The sequence below is a fragment of the Roseospira marina genome, from assembly GCF_014197855.1.
In the GTDB taxonomy this organism is placed as follows: domain Bacteria; phylum Pseudomonadota; class Alphaproteobacteria; order Rhodospirillales; family Rhodospirillaceae; genus Rhodospira; species Rhodospira marina.
Window position 1 is genome coordinate 156548 of the sequence record NZ_JACIGJ010000007.1, and the last position, 24306, is coordinate 180853.

Annotated in this window: 22 protein-coding genes; 15 read left to right on the forward strand and 7 right to left on the reverse strand. The window is 68.6% G+C overall.

Features of this window, described 5'->3' with window-relative positions; genetic code table 11:
- Positions 1 to 166: 166 nt before the first annotated feature.
- The gene (gene spbR, locus GGD82_RS11235) at positions 167 to 1288 is read right to left on the reverse strand and encodes a SpbR family protein (protein ID WP_150061754.1); all 1122 of its coding nucleotides are present in this window, start codon (positions 1286 to 1288) and stop codon (positions 167 to 169) included.
- Positions 1289 to 1800: 512 nt separating this feature from the next.
- Here spbR and GGD82_RS11240 point away from each other — a divergent pair.
- From GGD82_RS11240 to GGD82_RS11250, 3 genes are all read left to right on the forward strand, one after another.
- Positions 1801 to 4068 carry a caspase family protein gene (locus GGD82_RS11240; RefSeq protein ID WP_170284218.1) on the forward strand — a complete coding sequence of 756 codons (2268 nt, stop codon included), beginning with the start codon at positions 1801 to 1803 and terminating at the stop codon, positions 4066 to 4068.
- A 106-nt stretch (positions 4069 to 4174) separates the two neighbouring features.
- Positions 4175 to 4927 carry a DUF6134 family protein gene (locus tag GGD82_RS11245; RefSeq protein WP_150061756.1) on the forward strand — a complete coding sequence of 251 codons (753 nt, stop codon included), beginning with the start codon at positions 4175 to 4177 and terminating at the stop codon, positions 4925 to 4927.
- 238 nt (positions 4928 to 5165) lie between these two features.
- Positions 5166 to 5699 (forward strand): DUF2155 domain-containing protein, encoded by a 534-nt coding sequence (locus GGD82_RS11250; protein ID WP_150061757.1) that lies wholly within the window; start codon positions 5166 to 5168, stop codon positions 5697 to 5699.
- Here the strand turns inward: GGD82_RS11250 and aat are convergent.
- Together aat and GGD82_RS11260 are read right to left on the reverse strand one after the other, a co-directional pair.
- On the reverse strand, positions 5585 to 6289 hold the full coding sequence (gene aat / locus GGD82_RS11255) for a leucyl/phenylalanyl-tRNA--protein transferase (protein ID WP_150061758.1): 705 nt from the start codon (positions 6287 to 6289) through the stop codon (positions 5585 to 5587). The two genes, GGD82_RS11250 and aat, sit on opposite strands and share 115 nt — an antisense overlap.
- Positions 6290 to 6480: 191 nt before the next feature.
- Positions 6481 to 6771 (reverse strand): Dabb family protein, encoded by a 291-nt coding sequence (locus GGD82_RS11260; protein WP_150061759.1) that lies wholly within the window; start codon positions 6769 to 6771, stop codon positions 6481 to 6483.
- 176 nt (positions 6772 to 6947) lie between these two features.
- On the opposite strand from GGD82_RS11260, the gene GGD82_RS11265 reads away from it, so the two are divergent.
- Positions 6948 to 8576, forward strand: a complete 1629-nt coding sequence (locus GGD82_RS11265) for a penicillin-binding protein activator (protein ID WP_184013272.1) — start codon at positions 6948 to 6950, stop codon at positions 8574 to 8576.
- Positions 8577 to 8678: 102 nt separating this feature from the next.
- Here the strand turns inward: GGD82_RS11265 and hemJ are convergent, their stop codons facing one another.
- The 3 genes from hemJ to hemE form a co-directional block, all read right to left on the reverse strand.
- Positions 8679 to 9137: a protoporphyrinogen oxidase HemJ gene (gene hemJ, locus GGD82_RS11270; RefSeq protein ID WP_260178388.1), complete on the reverse strand. Its 459-nt coding sequence runs from the start codon at positions 9135 to 9137 to the stop codon at positions 8679 to 8681.
- A 47-nt stretch (positions 9138 to 9184) separates the two neighbouring features.
- Entirely contained in the window at positions 9185 to 10282 is a 1098-nt protein-coding gene (hemH, locus tag GGD82_RS11275; protein WP_150061761.1) for a ferrochelatase, read from the reverse strand.
- Between the two features lie 117 nt (positions 10283 to 10399).
- A complete protein-coding gene (hemE, locus tag GGD82_RS11280; protein WP_281292728.1) occupies positions 10400 to 11470 on the reverse strand; it encodes a uroporphyrinogen decarboxylase in 1071 nt (356 codons plus the stop codon).
- A gap of 588 nt (positions 11471 to 12058) precedes the next feature.
- Between hemE and GGD82_RS11285 the strand changes: the two genes are divergently transcribed.
- The 6 genes from GGD82_RS11285 (at position 12059) to GGD82_RS11310 (ending at position 16585) form a co-directional block, all read left to right on the forward strand.
- Positions 12059 to 12886 carry a pyruvate, water dikinase regulatory protein gene (locus tag GGD82_RS11285; protein ID WP_150061849.1) on the forward strand — a complete coding sequence of 276 codons (828 nt, stop codon included), beginning with the start codon at positions 12059 to 12061 and terminating at the stop codon, positions 12884 to 12886.
- Positions 12883 to 13530, forward strand: a complete 648-nt coding sequence (locus tag GGD82_RS11290) for a Maf family protein (RefSeq protein ID WP_150061763.1) — start codon at positions 12883 to 12885, stop codon at positions 13528 to 13530. Before GGD82_RS11285 ends, GGD82_RS11290 begins: the two co-directional genes overlap by 4 nt.
- Positions 13531 to 13577: 47 nt before the next feature.
- Positions 13578 to 14420 carry a shikimate dehydrogenase gene (locus GGD82_RS11295; protein WP_170284232.1) on the forward strand — a complete coding sequence of 281 codons (843 nt, stop codon included), beginning with the start codon at positions 13578 to 13580 and terminating at the stop codon, positions 14418 to 14420.
- Positions 14421 to 14503: 83 nt separating this feature from the next.
- The gene (gene coaE, locus GGD82_RS11300) at positions 14504 to 15124 is read left to right on the forward strand and encodes a dephospho-CoA kinase (protein WP_150061764.1); all 621 of its coding nucleotides are present in this window, start codon (positions 14504 to 14506) and stop codon (positions 15122 to 15124) included.
- The gene (gene dnaQ / locus GGD82_RS11305) at positions 15121 to 15831 is read left to right on the forward strand and encodes a DNA polymerase III subunit epsilon (RefSeq protein WP_150061765.1); all 711 of its coding nucleotides are present in this window, start codon (positions 15121 to 15123) and stop codon (positions 15829 to 15831) included. Before coaE ends, dnaQ begins: the two co-directional genes overlap by 4 nt.
- Positions 15824 to 16585, forward strand: a complete 762-nt coding sequence (locus GGD82_RS11310) for a TlyA family RNA methyltransferase (RefSeq protein ID WP_150061766.1) — start codon at positions 15824 to 15826, stop codon at positions 16583 to 16585. Before dnaQ ends, GGD82_RS11310 begins: the two co-directional genes overlap by 8 nt.
- A gap of 66 nt (positions 16586 to 16651) precedes the next feature.
- Here the strand turns inward: GGD82_RS11310 and GGD82_RS11315 are convergent, their stop codons facing one another.
- Complete coding sequence (locus tag GGD82_RS11315; RefSeq protein WP_150061767.1) at positions 16652 to 16936, reverse strand: DUF6489 family protein; 285 nt, start codon at positions 16934 to 16936, stop codon at positions 16652 to 16654.
- A 212-nt stretch (positions 16937 to 17148) separates the two neighbouring features.
- Here GGD82_RS11315 and GGD82_RS11320 point away from each other — a divergent pair, with 212 nt between their 5' ends.
- The 5 genes from GGD82_RS11320 to GGD82_RS11340 all read left to right on the forward strand — a co-directional run bounded on the left by GGD82_RS11320 (position 17149) and on the right by GGD82_RS11340 (position 24305).
- Positions 17149 to 19215, forward strand: a complete 2067-nt coding sequence (locus GGD82_RS11320; protein ID WP_150061768.1) for a thioredoxin domain-containing protein — start codon at positions 17149 to 17151, stop codon at positions 19213 to 19215.
- A gap of 40 nt (positions 19216 to 19255) precedes the next feature.
- On the forward strand, positions 19256 to 20236 hold the full coding sequence (locus GGD82_RS11325; RefSeq protein ID WP_150061769.1) for a quinone oxidoreductase family protein: 981 nt from the start codon (positions 19256 to 19258) through the stop codon (positions 20234 to 20236).
- Positions 20237 to 20474: 238 nt separating this feature from the next.
- Positions 20475 to 22448, forward strand: coding sequence for a tRNA uridine-5-carboxymethylaminomethyl(34) synthesis enzyme MnmG (mnmG, locus tag GGD82_RS11330; RefSeq protein ID WP_150061770.1), 1974 nt, complete (start codon positions 20475 to 20477; stop codon positions 22446 to 22448).
- Positions 22449 to 22573: 125 nt separating this feature from the next.
- Positions 22574 to 23482, forward strand: a complete 909-nt coding sequence (locus tag GGD82_RS21430; protein ID WP_150061771.1) for a 16S rRNA (guanine(527)-N(7))-methyltransferase RsmG — start codon at positions 22574 to 22576, stop codon at positions 23480 to 23482.
- A 1-nt stretch (position 23483) separates the two neighbouring features.
- The gene (locus GGD82_RS11340) at positions 23484 to 24305 is read left to right on the forward strand and encodes a ParA family protein (protein WP_150061851.1); all 822 of its coding nucleotides are present in this window, start codon (positions 23484 to 23486) and stop codon (positions 24303 to 24305) included.
- Position 24306 lies beyond the last annotated feature (1 nt).

Below are 24306 nucleotides of genomic sequence, written 5' to 3' on the forward strand. Positions count from 1 at the left end.
GGCCCGGGACGTCCATGGGTCACACGCGGCGCACGCGGGCCAGAAACGAAGGCCAGCATGTCCTATTCGTTGTCCAATGAAAAGCGCTGTCCGCCTTTTAAAGGCATGACAGTTTCATGATAGGTCTGGATGCGGCCGGCGGGACCGTGCCCGCGCCCGCCTCTCTCTAAAGAACAGCCGGGAGCTGGCTCATCCGACCTAGTAGATACTCTAGATCGTCGGACTCAAAATCAACACCCAAATCGCCGTACTGGGTCAGGATTCGCTCAATCATGCGGCGGCTGAACCGTTCGCGGTCGTTTTCAAGGCCGTCATAGTCGGTCTGGCGGAACGTATCGACGGCGGCCCGCAGGGCCGGATAGATCGTTTCCGGCAGCCCCGTCTTGTCGAAGATGCCACGCAGACCCAGGTCGCCCGAATCGTGTACCAGAATCCGGGCGTTGTGCAGCGTCACATCGGCCAGATCCGCCATTGCGCATTCCAGGAACACGATATCGCCCATGCAAGCGGCCCGGACGAGGATCGACGGCGTCAGACGCTTGTGCTGGCGGAGCTGGCGGACCAGCCGCTGCACGCTGAGTTCGGAGGACCCGGTGGACAACCCGATGGTGGCCCGCTCGCGCGAATGCAGCACCAGCTCGGCGGCGGCCTCGGCCGACAGGGGATGACGCTCCAAAAGCTGCTGACGCAGTGATTCCGAGACCTGATTGACCAGCTTTTCCGCGATGGTAATCGGCAACACCTCGCGTTTGATGAGCACGCCCTGCATATGCTCGCTGTCGCCGAAACGATCCACGATCGCCAGCATCGACTCTTCGCTCAGATCGGCCCCCTGATTTCCGGCCAGGACCTCGACCGCCGGCGCGGTCCCTTCCTGAGCCAGGACCTCGGCCACATCGGAGTCCACCACACTGCGCCGCGCGATCGCCACCTGCTTCGAGGTGCTCTTGCCGCGCACGATCTCGATCAGATCGGCCGAGGTCAGGACCTCGGAAAACTCCAGGATCGGCAGAGCCACGTTGTCCACGTCGCGGGCCAGCGCCGTGGCCACGTCGTGTGGCACCAGCGGATTGTCCTTCAGGTTCAACGCCAGCGCCTGGCGAACGCGCACGGCCGCATCCCGGGCCATCAGCCGCAGGATGTCCTCGGCCATCCGGCGCTCGGCGTCGGTCAATGAGCGATCGTCGATCTGACGCGCGAGTTTCTCAGCGGTTTCGGCCCGCATGTCCTCCGATGGATCGGCCAACAATCGGTTGACGTCCTGGATCGACAGTCTGTGGTCGGTCATCGTTCTCATTCTCGCGACTATGGCTCGCCGACGTTCCGTCTCCGGACCATCCGACTCTGCATCGGGACTGCCCTACCCAAAGATGGTCGGCCGCGACCTCCGAACATCTCCCTCCGGTGGAACCGTAATCCCGGACGCTTCTTTTGTATAGCCATTGACGCTCTCCGACGCCGCGAGTCGATGCGCCGGCTGCAACGAGACGGGAGTCCGTTCCGGAGGCGACCGCTGTTTTCCGCCATATGCCGCCAGAACGGTGGCCGTTCGCGTCGTTTTTTCCTACCTTAAAATCCGTTTAAAACGGCGTGTGCGGGATGGCGGGAGAGCGAATCATGGTGGGGCGTCTGATGGCACCGGGTCACGGTCCCGTATGCGAGAGGGCAGGGTGGGCACATCGGGGAACGGACAGGATCGACCCCACGCGCGAAGGCGCGGACCCTGCCATCCCCGATGAGCACACCGGCGGCGGACAGCGGATCCGCACGCGGCGGCTCCTGACGCTCATGGTCGGGTGTATGATGCTGGTGAGTGGCGTGCTCGGGGGCGCTCCGGGCCGGGCCGAAGTTTCGCTGGTCACCGATGGCCTCGATCCGGGCGAAAACCGCGTCGCCTTGGTGATCGGCAACAGCGCCTACCCAACCGGCGCGCTCACCAATCCGACCAACGACGCCCTGGACATGGCCAGCGCGCTGAGTCGGGTCGGCTTCGAGGTCACGACTCTGATCGACGCCTCGCACCGAGACATCCGCCGCGCCTACATCGACTTCGGCCGCCGGCTGTCGGACGGCGGGGTCGGGCTGTTCTACTACGCCGGCCATGGCGTGCAGGTGAACGGGGAGAATTACCTCATCCCGGTCGACGCGGTGATCGAGGACGAAGCTCACGTCGAGGTCGAGGGCGTCAACATCAACGAGATCCTCGCCCGCATGGGCGGCGCGCGGAACCGGCTCAACATCGTCATCCTGGATGCATGCCGGGACAACCCCTTCCGGTCCGTGATGCGCTCCAGCGGGCCGCGCGGGCTGGCGCGGACCAGCGCGCCCACGGGCACCTACCTAGCCTACGCCACGGCCCCGGATCAGGTGGCCCTCGATGGGGAGTCCCGGTCCAACAGCCCCTTCACCGCCGCGCTGGTGGAGGCGATGGAAGAGCCCGGCCACGACCTGGACGACGTGTTCCTGGAGGTGCGCCGCGCGGTGCTGGACGAAACGGACGGCAAGCAGGTCCCCTGGGTCAGCACGTCGGTCACCGGCCATTTCTATTTCCGACCGCCGGAGGGCACGCGGACCGAGGTCGCCACCGCGACGGCGCCGCGCACACGCTCCCTGGAGCTGTCGGCGCCCTCCATCCCCAACGCGCCGGAGCCCGGCACGTCCGAGGAGGCGCTGTTCTGGCAATCCATCATGAACAGCGACGAGCCGGCGCTGTACCGCGAGTATCTGTCGCGTTGGCCGGACGGTACGTACGCGCCGATCGCCGAGGTGCGGCTGGAGCAGCTGGAGTCCCAATCGGCCGAGACCCCTTCAGCCACGACGCCACCCGCCACTACGGCGCCCACGACACCGCCACCCGCCGGCACACCCCCGGCCTCGGCCCGTCCCGAGGTCCCTCCTCCGGCAGTCGCGACGCCCCCGACGTCGACCCCGCCCGCAACTCCACCCCAGACCTCGACCACGCGCCGGTCCGGCGTTCCGCCGGCTCCCGTGCCGTTCGGCGGCACGTCCCCGTCGACCTCGGGATCCGGACCGGATCCGGTGGCCACGGTCCCCTCGACCGGGCTGTCACCGCCCCCGCCGCGTCCACTGGGCGCCGACGGCAGCAACAATCCGGACGCCATGGACACGGCCGGCCGCACCTCCCTGATGCTGGCCGCCCGCGACGACGACCAGCGCCGCATCCGGACGCTGCTCAACGCCGGCGCGGCGGTGGACCGCCGGGCGCGGGACGGCCACACCGCACTGACCCTGGCGGCCCAGAACGGGCATGTGGAGAGCGCCCGCATGCTCATCCGTGCTGGGGCGGACCTGACCATTGAGGGACCGACCGGCCCGGCGTGGCAAACACTCGCCCGCGTTCCGGGCGGGGAGGCGCTGCTCCAGGACGAGGCCGACGTCCTCCCGGAGGTTGGGGAGGCCCTGCTGGACCCGGGGCGCGCCGAATGGCGCGAGGTTCAGGCGCGCCTGAACGCGCTGGGCCATAGCGCCGGCGCCGTGGACGGCGTGCCCGGGTCGCAGACCCGCAACGCCCTGCAGGCGTTCCAGAGCGCGCAAAGCCTGCACGCGACCGGCTACCTGACCGAGGCCAGTCTGACCCGCCTGCGGGCGGTCTCACCGGCGATCCAGATCCCGGCCGAGCCAGCGCCGCCGCGCCGCGCCGCGCCATCGCCGGCCCCGGAGCCCTCGGCCACCCTGACGACCACGCTTGTGCTGTGCCAAAGCGTAAACGCCGCGCTGGGCGGCGGCGGCGCGGACATCGCGAACCCCCTCAAAGTCACCCTGGATGACCCCATGGAGGTCGACCGGGTCGAGGTCGACGCCCACGACGACGTCGGCTTTTTCACCAACGCCGTCCTGAACCTCTACATCGACGACGATTTCATTGGCCGCCGCGACGTCAAATCGGCGGGCAGCGTGCTGACCTACAGCGCCGGACGGACCGGCCGCGTCCTTGAGTTCTATTCGCGCGAGGAGGACGGACTCACCGGCGATGAAGAAACGTTTATCCGCACGATCAAAATCTACGCCAAACGGCCCGTCGGAACCCCGGACGCCGCCTGCCCGTGATGCGTGAGGGCGGCGGCTTCTCCCGGGCACCCGGCCGGACCCAATACCGACCGACAGAGTCGCGCCAAATCCGGCCCGCGCGGGGGCCTGAACAGGGAGCAGATCGATGCAGGATGGACCGACGGACGGCACCGCCCCCGTGACGCCCGGGCGACGCCGGAGCGGTGATGTCGTCACGCGACGGACCGTGGTGACCACGGCACTGCTGGCGGGCCTGCTGGCCGGGTTTGGTGCCGGTCTGGCGCCGCGTCCGGCGGCGGCCCAGGCCGTGCCCGACGGCTACACCTTCAACCAGCGCCTGACGTATCGGATCTTTCGGGGCGACAGCCGGATCGGCCAGACCGTGTTCGAGGTCTACGCGCGCGGCGCCGACCGGACGGTCGTCACCCGCACGGTCATCAAGGTCAGCGTGCTGGTGTATTCCTACGCCAGTCAGCACGTCGCCACGGAGGTCTGGGAAAACGGCGAACTGGTCCGTTTGGAAACCAAGACCGATGACGACGGCGATGCGTTCCACGTTGAGGGAACCCGGGTCGCCGACGGCTTCCAGGTGATCGGGTCCGAGGGTACGGTCGTCGCACCGCCCCGCACCCCCCCGAAAAGCTTCTGGAACTACGGCATTCTCAGCGCCAAACAGGTCATCACCACCAAGCGCGGCGCGCTCGCGCCGGTCAAAACGACGCAGATGGGGCGCGAACACATCGCCTACAGGGGCGGCAGTGTCGACGCCACCCGGTTCCGGTTCGAAACCGACGACGTCATCGACCTGTGGTACACCGACGAAGGCTTGCTGGTGAAGGCGCAGCGGGACTCCTTCGGCAGTGACATACTGTATCTGCTGGACACCACGGGCGGTTGATCCGCGCGCCGGCCCGGGCGGGTCCGGCGATGCCTTGCTTCCGCCCCATTGACGGGTCACAGACGGGGGCGGATGTCCCCGTCCGCCGCCATGGAGGTTTCGCGTGTTCCGGTCCCGGCTTCGTTCCACCCGCCGCTCCGTCGGCGCCCCATCCACTCGAGTCCGTCCGGTTGCGTCCGGCCGTCCGCGCGCGGGTCGGCGGGGGCTCGTGGGCGCGGTCGTCGGTGGCAGTCTCACGATGAGCCTGACCGGCCTGGCCGCCGCGTCCCCCAGCGGCGGGGCACCGGCCCCGGTCCTGCTTGCACAAGCCTCCTCCGAGGCCCCGAACGGCGCGGCGCCCCCCGCCGGACCCGCGCCCGGAACGTCCACCGACGACCTGCCCCGGATCGAGAGCACGTTCGCCGTCCTGCGGTGGCTCGACAAGTCCACGGCACGCGTGGATAAGGTCACCGTGCCGGTCGGCACCCCCACGACCCTCGGCGGGGTGGACGTCACGGTGCAGGCGTGTCGGCGAACGGCCCCCGACCAGACCCCGGAAGACGCCGCGTTTCTGACCATCCTGGAACACGCGCCGAGTGACACCGAACCCGGACGGCCGCTGTTTCAGGGCTGGATGTTCGCCTCCAGCCCGTCGCTTTCGGCCATGGAGCACCCGATCTACGACGTCTGGGTGCTGGAATGCCGCGACGATCGCGGCCCGGAGGCGGACACCGCCGAAGACCCGGACGCCAGCGACGCCACGGCCTCCGAGACCGAGACCGAATCGCAATAGAACTGGCCGCGCGGCGGGCTCATCGCCTGCTCCAGACGCAAGAGGTACTCGTCGCGCGGCACCTCGACGGCGCCGAAGCGCGACAGGTGCGTCGTGATGAACTGGGTGTCCAGCAGGCGGAACCCCCCCGCCCGCAGCCGCGCCACCAGATGGCAGAGCGCGACCTTTGACGCATCGGTCGCCCGGGAAAACATGCTTTCCCCGAAAAACGCCGCCGACAGCGCCAACCCGTACAGGCCGCCCACCAGCTCCCCATCCCGCCAGGTTTCCACACTGTGGGCAAGGCCGAGGGTGTGCAGGGCCATAAACAGCGTTTCGATTTCTTCGTTGATCCAGGTCTCGGGCCGATCCGGCATGGATTCCGCGCAGCCGCGCAGAACCGCCTCGAAGGCCGTATCCACCCGCACCTCGAACGTGTTTCGGCGCAGCGTGCGCCGCAGCGAGCGCGGCACGTGAAAGGCCTCCAACGGCAAGACGCCCCGCTGGTCCGGGTCGACCCAATACACCTTTGGATCGGTGCGCGCCCGTGCCATCGGAAACAGGCCCGAGGCGTAAGCGCGAAGCAGAATATCCGGTGTGATTTCGTACACGGCACCGTGTGCAGCTGTCGCGGGTGGAAACGGTCGGGCTGAGCCCCGGTGCCGCAACCGGACGCCGGACCGGGCGCGGCGCCATCATGTTACCGCAAACCGACGCCGGGACCGACTCTCCCGCGGATTGAAACCGCACAGGATCCCGAATCCCGCTGGCGACGGGCGGAACGTACGGGGTAGCGCGCGCGTTAAAGTGTCGTCACAAAATCGGCCGCCACGCGATGGTCGCGCAACGGCCGCACCTGAGCGGTCACCTCGGCGTACAGCGGATGCGCCTTGTAGGCGTCGAGCGCCGAGGGATCGTCAAACACCCCATGAACCACCAGATCCACGGTGTTGCCGATCTGATCCCGCTTCAGGTTCGGCACAACCTCAAACGCTCGGACATGCGGAATCTCTCCCAGGCGCGCCAGACCCGCCTGGGCCTCCTCACGATCCGCGCCGGGCTTCAAGGTGAACAAAACGACATGACGGATCATGGACGGGTCGTGGCCTTCTGGTCGGAGGTTCTGGATGCGTTTCCTGTGTCACACCCCGCGCGGCCTGTCGAGCCCCGACATGGCAGGACGCACGCGGACCGTGGTTTGGGGGACCAGAGGTGGGTATGCTTTTGAAAGCCTAAAAAAGGGGTGACACGATGGACGGGAGACGCGACATGGCCGGGATAAGACGGACCGGATGGACCCGAACGGTGCGCAGCGCGGCAGCCGCCCTGACGGCGAGTGCTCTGTTGACCGCCTGCGTGACGGCGCAGAATACAGGCGGGGAATCGGCCACGCCGTCCGGCCGTTCGGAGGCCAACGCGCAGCGGGCGCAGACTCCGGTCCGACCCACGGGCCCCCTCAACGTTGCGCTGCTGGTGCCGCTGTCGGGGCCGCAGGCGGATACGGGACAGACCCTGGTGACCGCCGCCCGCACTGCGGTCACAGACGCCGGGCCTCAGGGCATCCACCTCACCGTTCATGACACCCACGGAACGCCAGAGGGCGCCCGCGCCGCCGCCGACGCGGCGCTGGCGGGCAAGGCCGACCTTGTGCTCGGCCCACTGTTCTCCGTCGCCGCCCAGGCGGTCAAGCCCGTGCTGGCGCGCGCGGGCGTACCGGCGCTGTCGTTCTCGAACAACCGCGCTGTGGCGGGGGAGGGGTTGTATCTGCTGGGCCATCTACCGGGGCAGCAGACAGCCGCCCTGCTGGATTACGCGGCCGCGCAAGGGCATGGCCGCGTTGTCGTGGCCAGCCCGGACACGAGCTACGCGCGCATGGTCGCCCAGGCGACGCGCGAGCATCTGGCGCGAGGCACGCGAGGCCAGCTTGTGGACAGCCGGCTGTTCCCGGCCGACCTGGACTATGACAGCCAGGTCGACCTCGTGAAGGAGCTGGCCAGCATGGATCCGACCGCCGTCGTGATCCCGACCGCGGGCATCGGGCTGGTTGGCCTGTCGGCCCTGTTCGAATACTACGACGCCACACCGCCGAAGGTGCGGCTGCTCGGGACGGACCTGTGGGAATGGCCGGGCGCGTTCGCCGAGGGGTCGCTGCAGGGGGGCTGGTACGTCAGCACCAGCACGCCTCCCGCCTGGACGGAGCAGCAGACCGGGGCCCGCGTTTCGGGGTCCGGACCGATGGGCACCGCCGACGCCATGGACGCCGATGGCCACGACAGCGCCGAGACGGACGACGGCGCGGCGACCGGATCCGATACCGGCGGGAATGGCGAGGACGCAGCCCCGGCAGCCACCGCGCCCGAGCCGGAGCCGGAGTCGGAGCCCGAAGCGATCCGTTTGTTTGCCGGACCTGGAAAGCTGGAACGGCTGGCCATGGATGCGGTCGCCCTGGCGCAGGGGTGGGCCAAGGCGCGGTATCAGGTCGGGGCCGGGTCGGATCCGATCACCCGGTTTTTGACCGATCCCGCCGGATTCCGTGGCTATACGGGCCTGTTCCGGTTGACCGCGTCGGGCTTGAACGAGCGCGGGTTGCATGTTCTGGAGATTACGGAGGACGGCCCAGACATGCTGCGGCCGGCACCGGTGTCATTCGGAATGCGGGGCGCGCCCACGCGGCTGGTCGGACCGGATGTTGTGGCGCGCCTGCCGTGGCTCGCGGCCGAATACGAGGCCCTGGAGCCCTTGGACCCGATGACGGGCCCCACGGCCTCGTCCACCGCACCGGCCACGGCGCCGCCGTCGGCGTCTCCGGGGCCGGTTGCCGCGCCGGCCCCGGTTTCGGGGACCGATACCGGCTGTCGGTGGCGTGGTCGTGTCCAGGTGTGCGGACCGACATCCTGATACCCGGCGACGTGACGCGGCGCCTCGCGGTCCGATGGTGCGGACCAAAAAAAGGGCCGGCCCGAGTGTCTCGGGCCGGCCCGTTCTTTCACATCGGCCCGATCAAAACGGTTTGATAATAACCATCGGCACGATGATGAGCATCAGCAGCGTCGGAACTTCGTTCCACACCCGGTAGAACCGGTGCGAATGCTTGTTCTGGTCGGCTGCGAAGTCCTTGCGCCAGCGCGCGTACAGACCGTGGGCGGCCAGCAGGCCGACCACCATCAGCAACTTCACGTGCAGCCAGCCCTGAGTCAGGAACTGACCCCACATCAGCAGGCCGGTGATGACGGCGATAATCAGCGACGGGTTCATGATGGCCTTGAGCAGCCGGCGCTCCATGACCTTGAACCGCTCCGATGTCGCCGTGCCCGGCTCTTCCATCGCGTGATAGACGTACAGACGCGGCAGGTAGAACAAGCCGGCCATCCACGTAATAATGCTAATGACGTGGAGCGACTTTATCCATAGGTAATAGTCCCACAGATTAAACAGGGTCATAAAGTCAAGGAATTCCATCCGCCGAGCCCTTCCCTCTCTGTCGTTCGTCGTCTGGGTTCAGGATCCTACGTCTTGTCGGCCGACGGCGCGACATGCGGACACTTCGACCATTTCCCGTCGCACACCCGCGCCCCCACCTGCGAACACAACCGGCCTTGCGCGGGACCCGCCTCGATCAGGCACCCGTCGCCCTCCGTCGGCCGCACCGACTGTTCCACCAGATCGGCCAGGCCCCGGATGAACGCGCCGTGCGCCTGGACCGTCGGAACCCGCACATAGGCTGGCACACCCCGATGCTCGGCCAACTCGCCGTATTCGATATCCAGTTCGACCAGCGTTTCGGAGTGTTCCGACACGAACGCGAGGGGAACCACGACCACCGGCACGCCGTCATGACCGGCCCGCTCGATCTCCGAATCGGTGTCGGGGCCGAGCCATTCCAACGGCCCCACGCGGCTTTGGTAGCACACCACCCAATCGAGATTCGGCAGCCCCATGGCGTCCACGATGGCGGCCGCCGTCATCTCCACCTGGCTCTGGTAGGGATCCCCACGCTCGACACTGACCTTGGGCAGGCCGTGGGCCGAAAACAGAACGCGCGGCCGCCCATGATCGCTGCCCTCAATGAAGCCGGCGCGGGTCAATTCCGCCAGCGCCGTCACGAACCCGTGTTCGGTGGGATAGCAGCAGATGGTGTGCGTTTCGGCCTTCAGGCCGCGCCGGGCCGCCGTCTTCACCCACGTGTTCAGCGACGAGCCGCTGGTGGATCCGGAGTACTGCGGATACAGCGGCAGCAGCACCACCGTGTCCGGCCGGAACGCCTTGACGCGGTCCACCGTTTCCCGCGTCAGGGGATGCCAATACCGCATCGCCATAAACACGCCGATCTCGGTCCCGAGATCGCGTTCCGTCAAGGCGGCCTGCAGCGCATCCGCCTGTGCCTGGGTCTGCTCGACCAGCGGTGAGCGCCCTCCAATCTGGGCGTAGATCGCCCGCGCGATGGGCGCGCGCCGGCTGGAAATCAACCGCGCGAGCAGCCACCGCAACGGTCCCGGCGCTCCGATGATCGCCGGGTCGTTGAACAGATTGAACAGGAAGGGCTTGACCGCGTCGAGGCTATCCGGCCCACCCAAATTGAACAGTACAACCGCCAGTCGGCTCATCACCTCATCCGCGCCACGCCCCTCCACCGGACGGGGGGTGTTGCATCGGCTCCTTGTCGTAGATCCCGGGTCGTGGACTCCGGGTCGTGGGATCCGGTTTACGGGTCGCGAACCGATTTAGACCGCGTCGGGCCGCGCCGCGCCGCGGATCCGCTCCATCAGACGGGCCACGTTTTCGGGCGGCGTCTGCGGCACGATGCCGTGGCCGAGGTTGAAGATATGCGGCCGCGTGCCGCACAGCGTGTTCAGGATATGGTCGGTCGCAACGTCCTGCGCATCCCCGCCGGACACGAGATGGATCGGATCGAGGTTGCCCTGAGTCACGGCCAGCGGCTGCACCGCCTCCGCCGCCCAAGCACAGGGCACGCTTGTGTCGAGGCTGACGCCGGTCACACCGGTCTCGCGCACGAACGTCGGATACAAGATTCCGGCCCCGCGTGGGAAGCCAATTACGGGAATGCCCGGCCGTTCGGTCTGAATACGCCGGACGATGCGGCCAATCGGCTCGACCACCCAGCGCATGAAATCGGCTTCGGGCAGGGCTCCGGCCCAGGTATCGAAGATCTGGATCGCCTCGGCGCCGGCATCGATCTGCGCGATCAGATAGTCGCCGGTCGCGGTCACCAGCGTATCGATCAGGCGGCCGAACAGATCCGGACGGCCGTAGGCCCAGGCCTTGGTGGTGGCAAAGTCCTTCGAGCCACCACCCTCGATCATGTAGGTGGCGACGGTCCAAGGCGCGCCGGCGAACCCGATCAACGCCGTCGTCTCCGGAATCGCCTTGGCGAGACCACTCACCGTCTCCAGCACCGGCCGCATGTGGTCGAGGACCCGGCCCGTGTCGAGACGGGCGAGATCAGCCTCATCTTTCAGGGCATCGAGCACCGGACCCTCGCCTTGCTTGAAGGCAACGTCCTGCCCAAGCGCGTGCGGCACCACCAGGATGTCCGAAAACAGAATCGCGGCGTCGAACCCATAGCGGCGCAGCGGCTGAAGGGTGACCTCCACCGCGAAATCCGGCGTGTAGCAGAGATCCAGGAACCCGCCGGCATCGGCCCGGGTGGCGCGGTACTCGGGCAGATACCGCCCGGCCTGCCGCATCAGCCACACCGGCGGCGGCCAGACCGCTTCTCCACCCAGGGCACGCAAGAAAGGTTTGGTGGACGGCGCAGGACGGGGCTGGGACACGGTCGAGACTCCGGCATAACGACGAATGGGCGAAAAGAGCGCGACATGCGAGCCGCACGCGAAGGCCGGCCCGGTTCGAAGCCAAGCCATGCCGGGTCCCCTTCTAAACAGATCATTCTTTAAAGAAAAGAGATGGTGCTGTTGTGGGTCCCCCTGAAACCTGGGGATCCCCATTCATCCCCACGCTCATCCCCATCCGAGCGGGGTCGGGTTGAGCGCCCGCGAAGCCTGTGGATAATTTTGGGGACGACTCCGGCAGCGGATCCGGAGTCGTGTCCCGAGACTCTTTGGAATCCCCGGGCGACTGTGGAAGCCGTGAATTCTGGGGATGAATCGGGGTGGCGGACGTGTCATCCCCGTTGTTCGAGGATCGGATGCCCATCCATCCCCATGGGGACAGGGGAGGGGTGACCGGACCGGTAAACCGGGGTAAAAAACACGGTGTGTGGCGAACGGGCGGGTTGTCCCCGGAGCGGTCTGAGTCGTCCACCGAGTCATGCACAGAGATATCCGCACGCCGGGGGATAAAGACCCGTGCGCAAGGCGGGTGCCATCACGGGTCTTGCCCACCGAGAGTTAGGTCCCATCGTGACCGAGCATCATCTTCATCTCGTTTCGGACGCCACCGGCGAGACAGTCAGCAGCGCCGTGCGCGCGTGTCTCGTGCAATTCGACGCGGTTCCGCGCGTGAAGCAGCATCTGTGGTGGCTGGTGCGAACGCCCGGTCAGATCCGTCGGCTGATCGAGGGGATCGAGGCCAATCCGGGTGTTGTCCTGTTCACGTTGATCGATCCGGAGGTGCGGGCGGTGCTGGAGGAGGCCTGCCGCGAGCTGAATGTGCCGTGCGTCTCCGTGCTTGATCCGGTCATGGAAACGCTGAAGCAGTATTTCCAGGTCGAGTTCCGCACCGATCCCGGGCGCCAACACACCATGGACGACGCCTATTTCCGCCGGATCGATGCCATCCACTACACGCTGGCGCACGATGACGGGCAGCTTCTGGAGGGGCTTCGGGACGCGGATGTGATCGTGCTCGGGGTGTCGCGCACGTCCAAGACGCCGACCTGTATGTATCTGGCGAACAAGGGATATAAGGCCGTCAACATTCCCTTGGTGCCGGACATTCCGGTGCCGCAGGTGGTGCTTGATCTGCCGGGGCATGTCCCGCTGGTGGTCGGTTTGACACGAGAGCCGAAAAGTCTGTCCGATCTGCGCCGCAATCGGCTGCGCGTGATGCACGAGCCGATCGACAGCGACTACGCCAACGAGGAATTGGTGCGCGCGGAGGTCGCGCGGGCACGCCGTCTGTTCGCCCAGCGCGGGTGGCCGGTGATTGATGTCACGCGCAAATCCATTGAGGAGGTGGCGGCCGCCATCATGCAGCGAATCGAACAGGCGCGCGGGCGGGCGGAGTGACGGACACGGATCCCAGGAACCGGGCGGATGGGACAGCGCCGCCCGCGCCGTTGATTCTCGCGTCGGGCAGTGCCACGCGGCGCGCTCTGTTGGAGCGGGCCGGGGTGCCGATCGCGGCGATCGATCCGCCGGAGGTGGACGAGGCGGCGATCCGGGCGGATGTGAGGCGCGAGGGCCGCTCGGGTGAAGCGGCCGCGATGGCGTTGGCGATAGCCAAGGCGCGCGTGGTCAGCGTCCGTCATGCGGGCGCCCTGGTGCTGGGCGCCGACCAGATTCTGGAGACCGAGGACGGCGCCTGGCTGGAAAAACCGGCCGACCGGGCGGCCGCGCGCGCGCAGCTGCGCCGCTTGTCGGGCACCACGCATCGCTTGATTAGCGCCGCCGTCCTGATGCGGGACGGGGCGGACGGCGGGCAGGTGGTCGATAGCGCGGCCCTGACCCTACGTCCCCTATCCGACCGTTTTCTCGACACCTATATCGCGACGGTGGGGGACGGCGTGCTCAGCAGTGTGGGCGCGTATCAGATCGAGGGTGTGGGCCTCCAGCTCTTTTCAATCATAGACGGCGACTATTTCACGATCCTGGGATTGCCGATGGTGGCGGTTCTGGCGCTGTTGCGGACACACGGTGTGGTGGGGACATGAGCGGAGCGAACGATAATGCGCCGCTTCCGGAGGCCGGGGCCATGATGGTGCCGAGCGGAGCGGGGCGCGTGGCGGGAGTTATTGGGTGGCCGGTGGGTCATTCGCGCTCGCCAAGATTGCATGGGTATTGGCTGAACCAGTATAGCATCGATGGCGCCTACGTGCCTCTGCCGGTGGCGCCCGAGACGGCGGAGTTGGCGTTCCAGGCGCTGCCTGCGTTGGGGTTCGTCGGGGCCAACGTCACGGTGCCGCACAAGGAAACGGCGTTTCGCGCCTGCGCGACGGTGAGCGAGCGGGCGCGACGGATTGGTGCGGTCAACACCCTGATCGTCCGTGATGGGGCGCTGCATGGCGACAACACGGATGGATTCGGCTTCCTCGAGAATATTTACCAAAAAGTGCCGACATGGTCCCCGACGGATGGGCCCGCCGTGGTTCTGGGGGCGGGGGGCGCGGCGCGCGCCGTGTGCGCGGCGTTGCTGGACGCCGGTGCGCCGGTCGTGCACCTGCTCAACCGAACCGTCGAGCGAGCCGAAGCGATTGCCGCCGACCTGGGTGGTCCCATCCAATGCGGGTCTATGGACACAACCGAGGCGGTGTTGGGTGAGGCGGGCCTGCTGGTCAACACAACCTCGCTCGGTATGGAGGGGCAGCCGCCGCTTTCGGTTGATCTGACCCCCTTGGCGTCCGGCGCTCTGGTAACCGATCTGGTCTATGCCCCATTGGAAACGGCGCTGCTGGCCGAAGCGCGGGCGCGCGGCAATCCGGTGGTCGATGGCCTTGGTATGCTGTTGCACCAGGGCCGGCCGGGATTCGAGGCGTGGTTTGGCATGATGCCGGAGGTGACCGACGCGCTGCGGCGCTTCGTTCTGGACGGCAGCCCGGCCTAAGGAGATGGGGCATGCGATGTCGGGCACGGACAGCCGCTTGCCGGCGCGGTGACCGAGGAGGGCCCCGTTTGGGAGGCCGCCGGATGACGATCCTCGGTCTGACGGGCTCCATCGGCATGGGCAAGAGCACCGCAGCGCGCATGATGCGGCGGCTGAACGTGCCGTGCCATGACGCGGATGCGACCGTGCATGCCTTGATGGGGCGGGGCGGCGCCGCTGTGCCGGCCATTGCGGCCGCGTTTCCGGGCGTGGTGCGCGACGGCCGCGTGGATCGCGCCGCCTTGGGGGCGCGAGTGTTCGGCGATAACGCTGCGTTGCGCCGCCTGGAGACGATCCTGCACCCGCGCGTGCGGGCGGCCGAGCACGCCTTTTTGCGGCGTCAGGCGCTGGCGCGACGGCGGCTGGTCGTGCTGGACGTGCCGCTGCTGTTCGAGACCGGCGGCGAACGGCGCTGCGATTGTGTGCTTCTGGTCACCGCGCCGGCGTTTCTTCAGGCCCAAAGGGTCCTCGGCCGGGCGGGTATGACGCGGGAGCGGCTGGACCAGGTGCGGGCCAAGCAGATGCGGGAGCCGGAGAAGCGCCGCCGTGCCGATGTGGTGGTGAACACCGGGTTGGGTCTGGCCCCGGCCTACCGCCAGGTGCGGGCGCTGGTGCGGGATCTGCGGTCGAAGCGGACGCGGTGCCACGGGGAGGCGGAACGATGACGCGCGAAATCGTACTCGACACCGAAACCACCGGCTTCAAGCCGGAGGAGGGTGATCGGGTTGTCGAGATCGGGGCCCTGGAACTGATCAATCACATGCCGACGGGTCAGACCTTCCATGTCTATCTGAACCCGGACCGCGACATGCCGGCGGAGGCCGAGCGGGTTCATGGTCTGACCGAGGCCTTCCTGGCCGACAAGCCCCGGTTCGAGGACGAGGCCGAGCGCATGCTGGCGTTCTTCGGCGACGCCCCGCTGGTGATCCACAACGCGGCCTTCGACATGGCGTTCCTAAACGCCGAACTGTCCCGCGCCGGGTATCCGCCGTTGGCCATGGACCGGGCTATCGACACCGTGCAGATGGCGCGGCGCAAATATCCGGGCGCGCCCGCGTCGCTGGATGCGTTGTGCCGGCGGTTCGGGATCGAGAATGCGCATCGAACGCTGCATGGCGCACTCCTCGACAGTGAACTGCTGGCCGAGGTGTATCTGGAGCTGATCGGCGGTCGCGAACCCGGGCTTCATCTGGCTGGCGAGGGCGACGGCAGCGGGTCGGATGAGGACCGCTCCGCCCGCCCGTTGATCCGCACCGATCGGCCATACCGGGAGCCGCGCCCGCACAGCGAGACGGAGGCCGAGCGCGCGGCGCACGCGGCGTTTATCGCGACCCTTAAAAATCCGATCTGGACCCGCGACGAGCATGGCTGAGGGTTCGGCAAAGGCAGACCGGCCGCGTCTGGATCAGCTTCTCGTCGACCGCGGGCTGGTGGACAGCCGCACCCGGGCTCAGGCCCTGGTGATGGCCGGGCTGGTGTTCACGGAGACGCGACGTCTGGACAAGCCGGGGCAGCGGGTGCGCCCCGACATGCCGTTGACCCTGAAGGGGCAGGATCACCCCTGGGTCTCGCGCGGCGGCCTGAAACTGGTCGCCGGGCTCGATGCGTTCGGGCTGGACCCGACCGGCTGTATCGGCCTCGACGTCGGGGCCTCGACCGGCGGGTTCACCGACGTGCTGCTGAGCCGGGGCGCGGCGCGGGTGTACGCCGTCGATGTCGGCTATGGCCAGCTCGCCCACAAACTGCGCACCGACGACCGCGTCGTGGTGCTGGAACGGACCAACGCGCGCCATCTGACGGCTGAACAGATTCCGGAGCCGGTCGATCTGGTGGTCTGCGATGCCAGTTTCATCGGCCTGCGCACCGTACTGCCGGCGGCGCTGGATCGGGTGCGGGACGGCGGGGCGCTGGTCGCGCTCATCAAGCCGCAGTTCGAGGTCGGTAAGGAGCGGGTGGGGAAGGGCGGTGTGGTGCGCGATCCCGCCTTGCACGCCGAGGTCTGCGACACGATCGCCGCATGGCTGACGGAACGCCCGGGGTGGACCGTGCTCGGGGTCACCGAGAGCCCGATCACGGGCCCCGAGGGCAATGTCGAATTCCTGATCGGCGGACGCCGCACCGTCTGATCACTGCCGGATCGCCCCCGGGCCAGTGACGGGCCGGTGCCGTGCCGGTCCTTGGGCGCCGCTCTCTCAGCTGCGATCGCCGCCCGCGCTCCCGGAGCCGGGGCCTCCGGTGGCCCGGCTGGCGGCCTGGGCGAACTGCTGCCAGAAGAATTTTTGCAACTGCTCCAGATTGCCGATCTGATGCGGCAGCCAGGTCTTGAACAACACCTCAGGGTCGGTGGCCGCGAGATTGGCTTCCAGTCGATCCTGAAGCTGGGTCATCAAGGCACTTTGCATTGGCTGGACGTCGGGCAGGCCGAGAAAGGTCCGGGCCTCCTCCGGGGTGCAATCCACGTCGATATGCAGCTTCATGGGCAAACGCCTCCCTTACGCCTCATGCGAACGACTCCGTGAGGCGGATCCTGGGTCCGGCGGGCGGAGCGGTTGTATCCATCCGGCCATCACCCAACCTTAGCCAACACGGGGCGGGAGTCAAAGACCGCTCACGCTTTCCTTTTGGGGCGGAACCTGGCGTCCGGGCGATGGAGCACGGGGACCGTCGCAGCCTGCGAGGTCGGATCGACATGAGTCACAATCGTCTGGGAACGGAAACGAGTCCTTATCTTTTGCAGCACAAGGACAACCCGGTGCACTGGTGGCCCTGGGGGGACGAGGCCTTCGCGGAGGCGCGCGCCCGCAACGTGCCGGTGCTGCTGTCGATCGGCTACGCGGCCTGCCACTGGTGCCACGTCATGGCGCACGAGAGTTTCGAACATCCCGAGATCGCGGCGCGCATGAACGCGATGTTCGTCAACATCAAGGTGGACCGGGAGGAGCGCCCGGACGTCGATGCCCTGTACATGGCGGCCCTGGGCCTGATGGGGGAGCAGGGCGGCTGGCCGATGACCATGTTCCTGACGCCGGACGGGACGCCGTTCACGGGTGGCACCTACTTTCCGCCGACGGCGCGGTTCGGGCGCCCCGGATTCCCCGAGGTTCTGGACCGGGTGGCGGCGATCTTCCACGCCGGGGACGGCCGGGTAGACTCCGCCGCCGCCAGCCTGCGCGATGGGCTGGCCGCCAACGCTCGGGTGGGGGCCGACGGTGGGTCGGCTCCCGTGCCGACGGTGGCCGATCTGGATGGTTGGGCGCGGTCGCTGGCCGGGCATGTCGACCCGGACCATGGCGGATTGAGCGGGGCGCCGAAGTTCCCCATGGCCTACGCCTTTGCCTTTCTGTGGCGGGCGCATCGCCGGACGGGGGAGGCGATGCTGGGCGACGCCGTGCGCCGCACCCTGGAGCGGATGTGCCAGGGTGGCATCTGGGATCACCTGGGCGGCGGGCTGGCGCGCTATTCCACCGACGACCGCTGGCTGGCGCCGCACTTCGAGAAGATGCTCTACGACAACGCCCAGCACATCGACCTGCTGACCCGGCTGTGGACGGCCGACCGGACGCCGCTGTTCCGCACTCGTGTCGAGGAAACGGTGGCGTGGCTGGACCGGGAAATGCGGGCCGCAAACGGGGCCTTCGCGGCGGCGCTGGATGCGGACAGCGAGGGCGAGGAGGGTCGGTTCTACGTTTGGCGCGAGGCCGAGATTGACGCCGTTCTGGGCGACGATCCCGCGACGCTCGCGCTGTTCAAGCAGGCCTACGATGTGGCGCCCGGCGGCAACTGGGAGGGCAAGGTGATCCTCAACCGCTCGGGGTCGCAACCGACGCCGGCGGTGGACGAGACCGAAGACGCGGTGGAGGCCCGGCTCGCGGCGGCGCGGGCCGTGCTGTGGCAGCGGCGGGAGACGCGCGTGCACCCCTCTCGCGACGATAAGGTTCTGGCGGACTGGACCGGGCTGACCATCACGGCGCTGGTGCGCGCGGGGCTGGCGTTCGACCGGCCGGACTGGGTGGCCCGCGCCGCGGAGGCGTTCCAGGGTGTGACCGACACCATGACCTGGACGGATGCCGAGGGGCGATCGCGGCTCGGCCATGCCTGGCGGTTGGACAAGCTGAAGCGGGCCGCCGTGCTGGACGACTACGCCCATATGACGCAGGCGGCGCTGACGCTGGAGGAGGCCACGGGCGAGGCGCGCTATCGCACCTGGGCGGAAACATGGGTCGAGACGGCCGTGGCGCTGTATCACGACGCGGAGGCGGGTGGGTTCTACCTCACCGCCGCCGATGCGGATGATTTGATTGTGCGCAGCAAGACGGCGGTCGACAACCCGACGCCGTCAGGCAACGGGACCCTCGCCGTGGCGCTGGCCCGGCTGTATTTGCTGACCGGGGAAGCCCGGTATCGGGATTTGGCCGAAGGGACCGTGCGAGCCTTCGCGGGGGTGCTCACCCGGCTGTTCCCCCACACCGCCACGCTGCTGGAGGCGCTGGAGCTGCTGGAGCGCGGCCAGCACGTGGTGCTGGTCGGGGCCTCGGACGATGCCGATGTGCAGGCGCTGGTGCGCTCCGTGGTGGAAAGCCCGGCCGATGGGATCGTTCTGGCACGGCACGATCCGGACACGCCGGTGCCAGCGGGGCACCCGGCCCACGGAAAGGGCATGGTCGCGGGCCGGGCGACGGCCTATGTCTGTCGGGGCGCGGTGTGTTCCGCGCCCGTGACCGATGCCGAAACGCTGGCCGCCCGGTTGGTGGCGTAGCCGGCGGTTGCTGTCCCTGAGTCCGAGGAGAACCCGATTCATGACGACCGTACACGCCATCCGCTTCCACGAGACCGGCGGCCCTGAAGTGCTGCGCTATGAGCCGGTCGAGATCGGCGATCCCGGCGCGGGGCAGGTGCGGGTGCGGCACACCGCGATCGGCCTGAACTTCATCGACACCTATCACCGCAGTGGCCTGTATCCGATGCCGCTGCCGTCCGGGATCGGCCTGGAAGCCGCCGGGATGATCGAGGCGGTGGGCGAGGGGGTCCGGGGCCTGTCCGTGGGCGACCGGGTGGCCTACGGCACCGGCCCGATCGGGGCGTACAGCGAGGCCCGGGTGATGGCGGCGGACACGTTGGTGCCGCTGCCAGAGACGGTCGAGGATCAGACGGCCGCCGCCATGATGCTCCAGGGTATGACGGTGCAGTATCTGATTCGGCGGCTGTTCCCGGTGCAGCCGGGCATGACGGTGCTGTTCCATGCCGCCGCCGGGGGCGTCGGCCTGATCGCCTGCCAGTGGCTGAAGCACCTGGGGGCGACCGTGATCGGCACGGTGGGCTCGCCGGAAAAGGCGGAGCTGGCGCGGGCGCACGGCTGCGAGCACACGATCCTGTATCGGGACGAGGACTTCGTAGCTCGGGTCCAGGAGATCACCAAGGGGGCCGGGGTGCCCGTGGTCTACGACGGCGTGGGCAAGGATGTGTTCGACGGCTCGCTCGATTGCCTGAGCCGGCGGGGCATGATGGTGACGTATGGGAATGCGTCCGGGCCGGTGCCGGAGATCTCGCCGCTGCTCCTGAACCAGAAGGGCTCGCTGTTCCTGACGCGGCCGAAGCTGCAGGATTACACCGCAACGCGTACCGAACTGGTGGCGGCGGCCGAGGATCTGTTCGATGTGGTGGGCCGGGGGATCGTCAAGATCGGGGTCAATCAGACCTATCCGCTGGCGGAGGCCGCCCAGGCGCAGCGTGACCTGGAGGGCCGCAAGACGACCGGCTCGACGGTCCTGTTGCCGTAAGGACGGCCAACGCTGTTTCACGTGAAACGGAGCCGCCAAGGTGGCTGGGGATGTGTCACGTGAAACAGGGGTGGGGGGCCGATGGATCTGTTTCACGTGAAACAAGGATGCGGCCGGAGTCCCGACGGTGCGCTGTTTCACGTGAAACACGAGAGGAGAGGGGGGTTGACGGCCGCCCCGAACCAGGGTCCTGTCCGCCTCATCCGACACATCCCCCAACCGACCGCACGGCGCCGCCATGACCGATCCCGATCCCCTTCGTGACCGTACGCTGTCCTCGGCCGAGGCCGCCGCCCGGACGGCCGATGTGCTGGTGGTCGGGGGCGGGCACGCCGGCACCGAAGCCGCCGCCGCGGCGGCCCGTATGGGTGCGCGCACGGTTCTGGTCACCCACGACCGGCAGGCCATCGGTGTCATGTCCTGCAACCCGGCGATCGGCGGGCTCGGCAAGGGCCACCTCGCGCGCGAGATCGATGCGCTGGACGGCCTGATGGCGCGGGCGATCGATCGCGGCGGCATTCAGTTCCGGGTGCTGAATCGGTCGAAGGGGCCGGCGGTGCGGGGGCCCCGGGCCCAAGCGGACCGGCGGCTGTATCGCCTCGCGATCCAGACCCTGTTGGCCGAGACGCCCACCCTGACCATCGTCGAGGGTGCGGTCGCGGATCTGTGGACCGAGCCGGCGCCCACCGCAACAGGCCCCGCCGCCCGGCGCGTGGCGGGCGTCGTGCTGGCGGACGGGCAGGTGTTGCGGGCCGGCGCCGTCGTGCTGACGACCGGCACGTTTCTGCGCGGCCAGATCCATCGCGGGCATGAGACGGAGCCAGGGGGGCGCCTGGGCTGCCCTCCGGCCGTGGGCTTGTCCGGCGCGCTGGCCGGGTTGGGGCTGCCCCTGGGCCGCCTGAAGACCGGTACGCCGCCCCGCCTGGACGGCCGGACGATTGACTGGGCTGTGCTCCAGGAGCAGCTGGGCGACGATCCGCCGGAGCCGTTCTCGACCCTCACGGACCGCATCACCACGCCCCAGGTGTCGTGTCATATCACCACCACGACGCCCGAGACCCATGCCCTGATCCGCGCCAACCTGTCCCGCTCCGCCCTGTACGGGGGCCGCATCGACAGCGTTGGGCCCCGCTATTGCCCGAGCATCGAGGACAAAGTGGTCCGCTTCGCGGATCGCGATCACCATCAAATCTTCCTGGAGCCGGAGGGCCTGGACGATCCCACAGTCTACCCCAACGGCATTTCGACCAGCCTGCCGGCCGACGTCCAGGCGGCGCTGGTGGCGACGCTGCCGGGCCTGGAGCGGGCGGTGATCCGTCAGCCGGGCTACGCCATCGAATACGACTATGTGGACCCGTGCGTGCTGACGCCGACGCTGGCGGTGGCGGACGTGCCGGGGCTGTTCCTGGCCGGGCAGATCAACGGCACCACCGGCTATGAGGAGGCCGGGGCGCTGGGCCTGCTGGCCGGGATCAACGCGGCGCTGACGGCGGGGCAGGGGGGCGCGACGACGGCCGCCGACCCGGGTTGCGCGGCCGCGCCGCCGACGTTCACCCTGGACCGGGCCGAGGGCTATCTCGGCGTCATGGTCGACGACCTGGTAACCCGGGGGGTCGCCGAGCCGTATCGCATGTTCACCAGCCGCGCGGAGTACCGCCTGCGCCTGCGCGCGGACAACGCGGATGCGCGCTTGACCGATCGGGGCGTCGCGATCGGCGTCGTGGGATCCCCGCGTGCCGCCGCCTGGGCAGACGCGCGTGCCCGCCGGGCCGAGGCCGAGGCGTTGACCCGCCGCCTGTCCATGACCCCGGCGGAGCTGGGCCGGGCCGGCTGGACGGTCACCCAGGACGGTCAGCGGCGCACGGCGTTTGACCTGCTGGCCCAGCCCGACGTGACCGTGGCGCGGCTGGTGACGCTCTGGCCGGAGCTGGCCGCCATCGACCCGGCCTCCGCCGCACAGGTCGAGGTCGCCGCCCGCTACGACCGCTACCTCGCCCGCATGGAGCGGGACATTGCCGCCTATCGCCGCGACGAGGACCTGAGCCTGCCGCCAGACCTGGATCTGGACGCCATCGGCAGTCTGTCGACGGAGGTCCGCCAGCTTCTCGCCCGGGCCCGTCCGGCAACGGTGGGCGCGGCCGCGCGGCTGCCCGGCATGACTCCGGCGGCGGTCACCGCGCTGCTGGCGCACGCCCGCCGCCGCGCGTCGTGACGGCGCCGTCGCACAGCGCGTGGGGCGAAAGGGGCGACAGCGGCGTTCGTCTGGGGTAAGACGGGGCACGGTTCCCCGAGGGCTGCTCCCCACCCGTTTGGTTTAAGCGAAGGATCCCGGCGCGCATGGCCTCTCGTTCCCGACCCCCCGGCCCGGGTGCCCCGCGCGGGCGTCGCGGATCGGCGCCGCCCCGCGAACCGCATACCCGCGCCGGCCGCGACCGCGCGTCGGCTGAGAGCCCGTCCCGGCCTCCCGCCCGACGGTCGGCGCCCGCGCTGGCTCTGCCCGCGCCGGAGGCGCGCCGCGCCGGTCTCGCGGCGGTGCTGGGCCGGTCGCCCGAGACCATCCCGGAGACGGCTCTGGATCGGCTGACCACGCTGCTGGAGCTGCTGGAGACCTGGACCCGGCGGATCAATCTGGTCGGGCCGGCCACCGTACCGGACGCCTGGGCGCGGCATGTGCTGGACTCGGCCCGCCTCGTGCCGCTGATCCCGCCCGGGACCACCCGGCTGGCCGACCTGGGCTCCGGGGCCGGCTTTCCCGGTCTGGTGCTGGCGATTCTGGGGGCGTCGGACGGCGTGTCGGACGGCGCACCCCTTGATGTGCATCTGGTCGAGTCGGATCAGCGCAAGGTCGCGTTCCTGCGCGAGGCCGCGCGGGTGACCGACACCCCCGTTACCCTGCACGCCCAGCGGATCGAGGCCGTCGCCCCCCTTGAGGCCGCCGTGGTGACCGCGCGGGCGTTGGCACCGTTGCCGGATCTGCTGCCGTTGGTCACCCGTCACCTCACACCGGAGGGGGTCGCGCTGCTGCCGAAGGGCCGCACCGCGGCGGACGAATTGACCGCCTGCGCGGATCAGTGGATCATGCGCGTCGATCGGTGCCCACGTTCTGTCCCGCCCGAGTCGTCTGCTCCGTCCTCGCCCTCCGCCGCCGCATCGAACGCGGCGGGGAACGAGGCGGCGGACGAAACGCTCGGCTCCGGCCCCATCCTTATCCTTCGGGAGATCCGTCGTGTCGTCCCAGACACCTAATATCCCATCTGATGTTGCATCCGCCGGCCGTCCCGGGAGCCGCCCCCACATCCTGGCCATCGCCAACCAGAAGGGAGGCGTCGGCAAGACGACCACCGCGATCAACCTCGCCACCGCGCTGGCCGCCACGCGCAAGCGCGTGATGGTCATCGATCTGGACCCCCAAGGCAACGCATCGACCGGCTTCGGCATTCCGCACGAAGGCCGCCGCCAGAGCACCTACCGCCTGCTGGCGGGAGAAATCCCCTTGGCGCGCGCCGCCCTGACCACCGAGGTCCCGGGCCTGACCTTGGTGCCCGCCGGTCCGGATCTGGCGGGCGCGGAGGTGGAGCTGGTGGATTCGGAACGCCGGGAGCACCGCTTGGCCGACGCGCTGGCCCCGGGGGTCGGGGACGCGGACGTCGACTATATCCTGATCGATTGCCCGCCCGCGCTCGGCCTGCTGACCATCAACGGGTTGGTGGCCGCCCACGCGGTGCTGATCCCGCTGCAATGCGAGTTCTTCGCCCTGGAAGGCATCAGCCATCTGACCAAGACCATCGAGCGCGTGCGGGCGCGCTTTAATCCGGGCTTGACCATCCAGGGGATCGTCCTGACCATGTTCGACCGGCGGAACAACCTGTCCGAGACCGTGGCCGAGGATGTGCGCGGCTATTTCGGCGATAAGGTCTACCGCACGGTGATTCCCCGCAATGTGCGGGTGTCGGAAGCGCCCTCGCATGGCAAGCCGGTGCTGCTGTACGACACCAGCTGTGCCGGGTCTAAGGCCTACATCCAATTGGCGGGCGAGCTGCTCCGCCAGCACAAGACTTTGGCGGCGTAAC

Bases quoted from the DNA above. Each gene is read 5' to 3' on its own strand.
- spbR (WP_150061754.1), bottom strand. From the start codon at position 1,288: ATGACCGACCACAGACTGTCGATCCAGGACGTCAACCGATTGTTGGCC.
- GGD82_RS11240 (WP_170284218.1), top strand. From the start codon at position 1,801: ATGATGCTGGTGAGTGGCGTGCTCGGGGGCGCTCCGGGCCGGGCCGAA.
- GGD82_RS11245 (WP_150061756.1), top strand. From the start codon at position 4,175: ATGCAGGATGGACCGACGGACGGCACCGCCCCCGTGACGCCCGGGCGA.
- GGD82_RS11250 (WP_150061757.1), top strand. From the start codon at position 5,166: ATGAGCCTGACCGGCCTGGCCGCCGCGTCCCCCAGCGGCGGGGCACCG.
- GGD82_RS11260 (WP_150061759.1), bottom strand. From the start codon at position 6,771: ATGATCCGTCATGTCGTTTTGTTCACCTTGAAGCCCGGCGCGGATCGT.
- GGD82_RS11265 (WP_184013272.1), top strand. From the start codon at position 6,948: ATGGCCGGGATAAGACGGACCGGATGGACCCGAACGGTGCGCAGCGCG.
- hemJ (WP_260178388.1), bottom strand. From the start codon at position 9,137: ATGGAATTCCTTGACTTTATGACCCTGTTTAATCTGTGGGACTATTAC.
- hemH (WP_150061761.1), bottom strand. From the start codon at position 10,282: ATGAGCCGACTGGCGGTTGTACTGTTCAATTTGGGTGGGCCGGATAGC.
- coaE (WP_150061764.1), top strand. From the start codon at position 14,504: ATGACGATCCTCGGTCTGACGGGCTCCATCGGCATGGGCAAGAGCACC.
- dnaQ (WP_150061765.1), top strand. From the start codon at position 15,121: ATGACGCGCGAAATCGTACTCGACACCGAAACCACCGGCTTCAAGCCG.
- GGD82_RS11310 (WP_150061766.1), top strand. From the start codon at position 15,824: ATGGCTGAGGGTTCGGCAAAGGCAGACCGGCCGCGTCTGGATCAGCTT.
- GGD82_RS11315 (WP_150061767.1), bottom strand. From the start codon at position 16,936: ATGAAGCTGCATATCGACGTGGATTGCACCCCGGAGGAGGCCCGGACC.
- GGD82_RS11320 (WP_150061768.1), top strand. From the start codon at position 17,149: ATGAGTCACAATCGTCTGGGAACGGAAACGAGTCCTTATCTTTTGCAG.
- GGD82_RS11325 (WP_150061769.1), top strand. From the start codon at position 19,256: ATGACGACCGTACACGCCATCCGCTTCCACGAGACCGGCGGCCCTGAA.
- mnmG (WP_150061770.1), top strand. From the start codon at position 20,475: ATGACCGATCCCGATCCCCTTCGTGACCGTACGCTGTCCTCGGCCGAG.
- GGD82_RS21430 (WP_150061771.1), top strand. From the start codon at position 22,574: ATGGCCTCTCGTTCCCGACCCCCCGGCCCGGGTGCCCCGCGCGGGCGT.